This window comes from Candidatus Bandiella numerosa, assembly GCF_021811875.1.
Classification (GTDB): Bacteria; Pseudomonadota; Alphaproteobacteria; order Rickettsiales; family Midichloriaceae; genus Aquirickettsia; species Aquirickettsia numerosa_A.
Genome location: NZ_JAJBJD010000072.1, coordinates 1 through 5211 on the forward strand (window position 1 = coordinate 1; position 5211 = coordinate 5211).

Consider the following 5211-nt stretch of genomic DNA (forward strand, 5'->3'; position numbering starts at 1 on the left):
TTACTCTTCTCTATACGTTCTTCTGCTTCTCTTACTAAAAATGACATTTTGCCTCCTCTTTCGTATGTACTTATCTTTTCATTCTATCATATATGTTTCTTTCTGCCTATTATGCAATGGTCTTTCTTTAGTAATCTCTTTAGCATATTCATTAATTAAAAAATGATTTAAAGTTTCTTCAGCAAATCCCCCACCTGTTAAAGGATCTGGTTCAATATTTTCATAAATTGGCTCTAGCATACTAGACAATAACGTTGCATTAAATTCATCTAGTGCTTCAATAAATTTCTTTTTTTCAATATTAGAATTAACATTTGGATTTGGATTTGGATGCAGAACAGTGCATTTAAATTCTTGATTAATGTTAGGTTTATTAGTGATTGCATTATCATTATTGCCTGTACTCATTACATCACATCACTTCTATTTCACCTTGTAAAGCACCAGCCTCACGTATTGATTTCAATATACTGATCAAATCTTGTGTTTTTACACCAAGTGAATTTAACCCTGATACCAAATCAGCAAGATTAGCAGTTGGTTCTAGCACTTTAAAAGCAGTACCAGGTTGAGATGGCTGGCTTTTATCGCTATTAGGAATAATATCTGATTCAATTTCAAATTCCTCTAATGGAGAAACCTTTACTATTAAATTTTTTTGCGCAATAGCAACTTTACTAATTCTAACATGTTTTCCAATAACCACAGTACCAGTAGCTTCATAAATTATAATTTTAGCTGTGGTATCTGGTGATATTGTGATATTTTCAATGTCTGCTAATAATCCCACAACGTTATCTTGATATTCCTCAGGAATTTGTAATACAACTGTACCTGGATCTTTTGCCATTGAGAGAGTATCACTTAGATAGGAATTAATTGCATTAGCAATAGACCTAGCTGTAGTGAGGTCAGGATTATTTAATGATATATTCACTTTAGTCAAGGAATTGAGGTCAAATTCAATTTCTCTTTCAACTGATGCTCCATTTATAATGTATCCAGATGTTAAGATTGGCTTAAAATTATCCTGTCTAGTATCAGCTAATTTACCAATTCCAACTTGCCCTTGCGCCACAGCATAAATTTTACCATCTATTCCCATTAAAGGAGTTGCAAGCAATGTACCACCTTTTAAACTTTTAGCATCTCCCAGTGTACTTAAGTTAACAGATATTTTATTTCCAGCTTTAGAAAAACCTGGTAAATTTGCTGTCACCATGACCGCAGCAATATTTTTTGTTTTTATAACTTCTCTTCTTGTATTAATCCCTAATTTTTCAAGCAAATTAACCAATCCTTTTTGAGTAAATGTTGAATTTTTCAAATTATCGCCAGTTCCATCTAACCCAGTCACTAAACCATAGCCAACTAAAACATTATCCCTTATACCTTCAAAATTAACAATATCCTTAATTCTTGAATCTGAGTTTGAATTAACAGGAAAAACTAGTACAATCCATAAAATAAATACTATATTTAATAACGATATTACAATTTTATTTTGCATTAAATTTCAGAACACATCCAACTTTGACAATTTAAGCATTATTAATAATAACTATCAAGAAAAATTTATTTATATTTTTACTATTAAATTAAATCATATGTTACGACATTTAAAATGATTGAACTAAATTTTAATATTACGTTTGAAAACCTATATTCAACAGCTGGATTAAGGATAATAGATGAAAAATTTTTAGACTTCTTGAATGCAAAAAACCCCACTCTTACGCACGATTTAATTGTTGGTAGAGAAAATACCCACATATCATCTGAACTAATACTTCATATAGCTCCACACCTAGAGAATTTTATAATTACTTTGTTTAATCTAAAATACAGTCAGAATAATAGCCTTAATTATCACAAAAAGGCATCCGCTCTATTTGAGTGTAAAAAAAGATTTATCCAAAGAAAAGTTAGCATTGAGCATTATGACGAAAAACGATTAAATGAGTCTGTTTCTATATTATGTAAGGCAGGAATCAACTTAGATGATGAATTATCGATAGCAACTCATATTTTAAAATTACTTGAGGATAACAATGAAAAATTACTAGAATTTGCTAAAATATATGTTGCATGGGCACTGTATAATGAAGAAGGAAGAGAAAAGTATAAAAATGGGATATTATTCAAAATACCTAAAAAATTAAACTTTGGTAAATTAATTGAATATTTAGAATCTAATGACAAAACAAAATATTTTGACAATAAAGAACTAAGAGATAGAAAAGGTTTTGACTTAACAGATAATACAATCAATCAACATGCTGCTATTGTTAATGCGAATTACTGCTTATACTGCCATAAACAAAATAAAGATTCCTGTTCAAAAGGATTACCTGATAAAATAACTAACGGTATTACTGTAAATTCTCTTGGCGTGGAATTGAATGGATGCCCACTAAAGGAAAAAATTTCAGAAATGAACTTACTAAAAAAAGAGGGGTTCATTATAGGTGCATTTGCTACTGCAATTATAGACAACCCAATGATAGCCGCAACAGGACATAGAATATGTAATGATTGCATGAAATCATGCATTTATCAAAAACAAGAGCCAGTTGATATTCCATTAATTGAAACTAAAATTTTAGATGATGTTTTAAGGCTTGATTATGGATTTGAAATATATAGTTTGCTAACAAAATGGAACCCACTAAAATCAGAAGGATATTTACCAAAAGAATTTAATAATTACAAAATTTTGGTTGTAGGAATGGGGCCTGCAGGTTTTACTCTTTCTCACTACCTAATAAATGAGGGATTTACTGTAGTGGGAATTGATGGATTAAAGATTGAACCAATGCAAAGTGAACTTTCTGGCGTTACACAAGAAGGAATTAGAGCAAATTTTAAACCAATTAAAAACATCTCCGATATTGAAGAAAAACTTAGTGAAAGGAAGGCCTACGGTTTTGGTGGTGTAGCTGAATATGGAATTACAGTAAGATGGAATAAAAATTATCTGACAATTTTAAGATTGCTGCTTGAACGTAGAGAAAATTTTAGAATGTATGGTAGCATAAGGTTTGGTAGTACAATCAATTACCAATCTGCCAAAAAACTCGGGTTCAACCATGTCGCACTAGCAATTGGTGCAGGAAAGCCAAATATTCCAGATATTCCAAATATTTTATGCAAAGGAGTAAGGAGTTCCTCTGATTTTTTGATGTCATTACAAACTCTTGGTGCTTCAAGAAAAAGTAATTTGGCTAATTTACAAATTAGACTTCCTATTGTTGTTATAGGTGGCGGATTAACCTCAATAGACGCAGCAACAGAAAGCCTTGCCTATTACCCTATAATGGTAGAAAAATTCTTAGCTCAATACGAAATATTAGGAAATAACTTCCTTAAAACTTTAGATGATGAGGAATTAGAAGTTGCTTTGGAATTTATTGAGCATGCAAAAGAATTAAAAGCCAATCCTAAAGAAAGACTTTCTTTATTGAAAAAATGGGGTGGAGTAAAAATTATTTATCGAAAAAAATTTCAGGAGTCCCCTGCATATAGATTGAATCATGAGGAAGTTGCTAAGGCATTTGAAGAAGGAATAGAGTTTATAGACAACACATGCCCATTAGAAGTTATTTTAGATAAATTTAGCCACTGTAAAGAAATTATCTGCAATAACAAGACTATTCTGGCTAAAACAATATTAATTGCTACAGGCACATCGCCCAACACAACCTTAGTCAAGGAGGAGCCTGAACATTTTAAGTTAAACGGCAAGTATTTTTCTATGGTTAAAAATGGCGAAGATCCAACTTTTTTCATAAGTATGGAAAATAATTTTAGTATTAGCATATTAGGTGATTCACATCCAAAATATTCTGGCAGCGTAGTAAAGGCTATGGCAAGTGCAAAGGATAGTTACAAATTAATTGCTAAAGAAATTTGTAACTATAATAAAAAGAATGAGCTTCAAAGTAATAAGTTTTTTGAAAAATTGAATAATCAGCTGATTTCTAAAGTTATTAAAGTAGATAGATTAACCAAAAATGTTGTTGAAATTTTTATCAAATCTCCATTAGCTGTAAACGAATTTCAACCTGGGCAGTTTTATAGGCTACAAAACTACGAATCAAATGCAAAAATTAGCAATGGCTATCTAAGGGCCATTGAACCATTGGCACTAACTGGCGCTTTTGTTGATAAAATTCAAGGTATCATTTCATTAATAGTTCTTGAAATGGGGGGGTCTTCAAATTTTTGCCAAGATTTAAAACCTGATGAAACTATTAGTTTAATGGGCCCAACTGGCTCTCCAACCTATATACCTAAAAATGAGAATGTATTATTAATCGGCGGAGGGTTAGGCAATGCAGTCCTGTTTTCTATAGGTAGGGCATTAATAGACAATGGATGCCATGTTTTGTATTTTGCAGGGTATAAAAAAAGAACAGATGTATTTAAACCACAAGAAATAGAAAAGGCTGCAAATCAGGTTATTTGGTGTTGTGATGAATCAAAATTAAACTTATCAAATAATGTAAACCAATCTTTTCATGGTAATATTATAGAAGCTTTAGAGAATTATGATACAAACTTCAGCAATGGGTTGAAATTGAAAAATTTTAACAGAATGATTACGATAGGCTCTGATTCAATGATGAAGGCAGTTTCATATGCTATTCAAAATGATCTGAAAAATCTCTTTGATCCAAATATTAAGTCCTTTGCATCAGTTAATTCTTCTATGCAATGTATGATGAAAGAGATTTGCGCTCAATGCTTACAAAAACACATAAATCCTAAAACTAGAGAAGTTAGTTATGTATATAGTTGCTTTAATCAGGACCAAGATTTAAAATATGTAGATTTCGAACATCTTTCATGCAGATTAAAACAGAACAGTTTGTTGGAAAAAGTTACGAGCAAATTAACCTGAGGGGTATAAAAACCCCAACAAATTAATCTTTCCTAAACTGATAATCTCTCCTTATCTAATTATCATTATACGTATGAATTGTTACAATTAGGTTACAAAAACAAAATATTTTTAAATAAATATAACGATGTCCTAAATGGTCGAAGATTTATGTAGCAAAATAAAAAAAACAATTTAGTCTTTTTCCTGACTTCATGCACTTTGAGAGAAGTGTATAGAGGTAGGTGAGGAAAAAGGAGGAGAAAATTTTAAAGTCGCTGAGTAGTGCCTAAGCTAAATATTAGTTGACATTATATTATTTACTGGTA

At 30.9% G+C, this 5211-nt stretch carries 3 protein-coding genes; 1 reads left to right on the forward strand and 2 read right to left on the reverse strand.

The window, feature by feature from the left end; all coding sequences use genetic code 11:
* Positions 1–78: 78 nt before the first annotated feature.
* Positions 79–408, reverse strand: a complete 330-nt coding sequence (locus tag L8D11_RS03280) for a hypothetical protein (RefSeq protein WP_236870248.1) — start codon at positions 406–408, stop codon at positions 79–81.
* A gap of 4 nt (positions 409–412) precedes the next feature.
* Complete coding sequence (locus L8D11_RS03285; RefSeq protein WP_236870249.1) at positions 413–1510, reverse strand: flagellar basal body P-ring protein FlgI; 1098 nt, start codon at positions 1508–1510, stop codon at positions 413–415.
* Between the two features lie 114 nt (positions 1511–1624).
* Here L8D11_RS03285 and L8D11_RS03290 point away from each other — a divergent pair, with 114 nt between their 5' ends.
* Complete coding sequence (locus L8D11_RS03290) at positions 1625–4903, forward strand: FAD-dependent oxidoreductase (protein WP_236870250.1); 3279 nt, start codon at positions 1625–1627, stop codon at positions 4901–4903.
* Positions 4904–5211: the final 308 nt, after the last annotated feature.

What these genes read in the sequence shown, in the direction of transcription:
- L8D11_RS03280 (WP_236870248.1), bottom strand. Translation starts at nt 408, where the DNA reads ATGAGTACAGGCAATAATGATAATGCAATCACTAATAAACCTAACATT.
- L8D11_RS03285 (WP_236870249.1), bottom strand. Translation starts at nt 1,510, where the DNA reads ATGCAAAATAAAATTGTAATATCGTTATTAAATATAGTATTTATTTTA.
- L8D11_RS03290 (WP_236870250.1), top strand. Translation starts at nt 1,625, where the DNA reads ATGATTGAACTAAATTTTAATATTACGTTTGAAAACCTATATTCAACA.